Annotated in this window: 2 protein-coding genes; one reads left to right on the top strand and one right to left on the bottom strand. The window is 65.0% G+C overall.

The window, feature by feature from the left end:
- Nucleotides 1–38: 38 nt before the first annotated feature.
- Complete coding sequence (locus AB1I47_RS33650) at nt 39–332, bottom strand: putative quinol monooxygenase (protein WP_022535251.1); 294 nt, start codon at nt 330–332, stop codon at nt 39–41.
- A 228-nt stretch (nt 333–560) separates the two neighbouring features.
- Between AB1I47_RS33650 and AB1I47_RS33645 the strand changes: the two genes are divergently transcribed.
- Nucleotides 561–1,787, top strand: coding sequence for an HD-GYP domain-containing protein (locus AB1I47_RS33645; RefSeq protein ID WP_354687967.1), 1,227 nt, complete (start codon nt 561–563; stop codon nt 1,785–1,787).
- Nucleotides 1,788–2,007 lie beyond the last annotated feature (220 nt).

Below are 2,007 nucleotides of genomic sequence, written 5' to 3'. Positions count from 1 at the left end.
GGAAAAGCAGGGGGGCGGGGAGGGGCGGTCAGGCGGCCTCAAGCCGCATTCAGCCAGCGGAAACTGAAATCGCCTTCGACGAAATCCCGGCGCGATGCGTGGAAATCGCGCATATACGGCCGGTTCAGGTGCGATTCGAGCGCGCGCTTGGAGTCCCAGACCATGTAGATCACGAAAACCTGCGCATCCTCGGCATCCTGCCCGACGTGGTAGTCCAGGCAGCCGGGCTCGGTCAGCCCGCGCGAGCGCAGCGAGGTGAGCTGGGACACCAGCGCCTCACGGCGATGGGATTTGGCGCGGGCGATGCCGACTAGCGTGTACGTTCCGGACATGGGTGAACGGGGGCGACTGGCTGGCGTCTGGTGAGCACTGGGCCAGCCATTGTAGCGCCCGCCATCCGGTCGCCGGCAATGCCCGAGGGCGCCGTCCGGGCATTCGCCCCGCGCTTGACAAGCCCCTGAGGCGCGGTTCCTCCCCCCGAAAGTGGTACTCAAGGCCCGCGCACGCCTGCCGATATCCGATTCGACAAGAAGAAAACCAGGATTCGAGGGGGTTATCGCATGCTCAGACGCATCCGGTCAGAACAACTGCAGGTCGGGATGTACGTGGCCCGGCTTGGCGGTCCATGGATCAGGCATCCGTTCTGGCGCGCCAGATTCCTGGTCAGCAGCGAGGACCAGGTCCGGCAGATCCTGTCAGCCGGCGTCCAGGAAGTCTGGATCGACATCCTGAAGGGGCGCAATTTGCCGGCCCCGGACGAGACCGACGCGCCGGTGGCGCCGGTGCCGTCGGTCTCGGGGGCTACGCCCGACGCCCTGTCGCCACCAGCGCCCCAGCCCTCTGCCTCGCTCGAAGCCGAACTCGGCCGCGCCCGCGAACTGCTGCAGTCCGGCAAGACCGTGGTCGGCTCCATGTTTGCCGATGTGCGCATGGGCCGGGCGCTGGAGGTCGACGGGGCGCTGCTGCTGGTCGACTCCGCCTCGCGCTCGCTGTCCCGCCACGGGCAGGCGCTGCTGGCGCTGGCACGGCTCAAGGCCCGCGACGACTACAACTACCTGCACGCCTTTGCCGTCTGCGCGCTAATGATCGCCGTCGGCCGCACGCTGGCGCTGCCCGACGACGAAGTGCGTGAACTCGGCCTGGCCGGGCTGGTGCACGACATCGGCAAACTGACGCTGCCCGAAGCCGTGCTGCTCAAGACCACCGCACGCACCCCGGAAGAAGAGGAAACCTACCGGCGCCACCCGTCCGCCGGCTACCGCATCCTGAACGAGGCGCGGCTGAATTCCAACATCCCGCTCGACGTCTGCGTCCACCACCACGAGCGCGTCGACGGCCGCGGCTACCCCTTCGGGCTGGTCGGACGCGAACTCAGCATCCACGCCAAGATCGCCGCCATCTGCGATGCCTACGACTCGCTGACCTCCGCGCGCTCCGGCCACCAGGAGTGGTCGCCGGCACGCGCGATGGAATACCTGGCGGTGCGCGTCGACACGCTGTTCGACCGGCGCGTCTTCAAGGCATTTAGCCGCACTGTCGGCATTTATCCGCTGGGTACCGTGCTGCGGCTGCGCTCCAACCGGCTGGCCGTCGTGTGCGCGCAGAATGAGGCCGACCCGCTGCGGCCGCTGGTGATGGCGTTCTATTCGGTGTCGCAGTCCAGGCCGGTGCCGGCTGAACTGATCGACCTGCGCCATAGCGATGAGACGGTGGTGGCGTTTGAGAATGCGGCGGAGTGGGGATATTCGGATGAGCAGTTGATGGCGATGTATGCCGGCACGACCTGAATCGATCAACGCCACGGAAACCATGGCTTTTCAATTGTTCACTTTCTGAATAGTTCCCGGACAAGACGTTTCCGCTTCAAATTCAGTTTTGTCCTAGGGAAACGCTGATTAAATCAGTGCGCAAGTCATCGAGACATTGGGTGAGCGCGTTGTCATAAGCGTGTCCATGATTCAGGTCCTGTGATGAAGCGACAGATCAGTTTTGCGGAAGCAGAAAGCC

The sequence above is a fragment of the Cupriavidus necator genome (genome assembly GCF_040578825.1).
In the GTDB taxonomy this organism is placed as follows: domain Bacteria; phylum Pseudomonadota; class Gammaproteobacteria; order Burkholderiales; family Burkholderiaceae; genus Cupriavidus; species Cupriavidus necator_E.
Note: the sequence above shows the minus strand (reverse complement) of the source record. Positions and strands in the feature narration are given on the sequence as shown.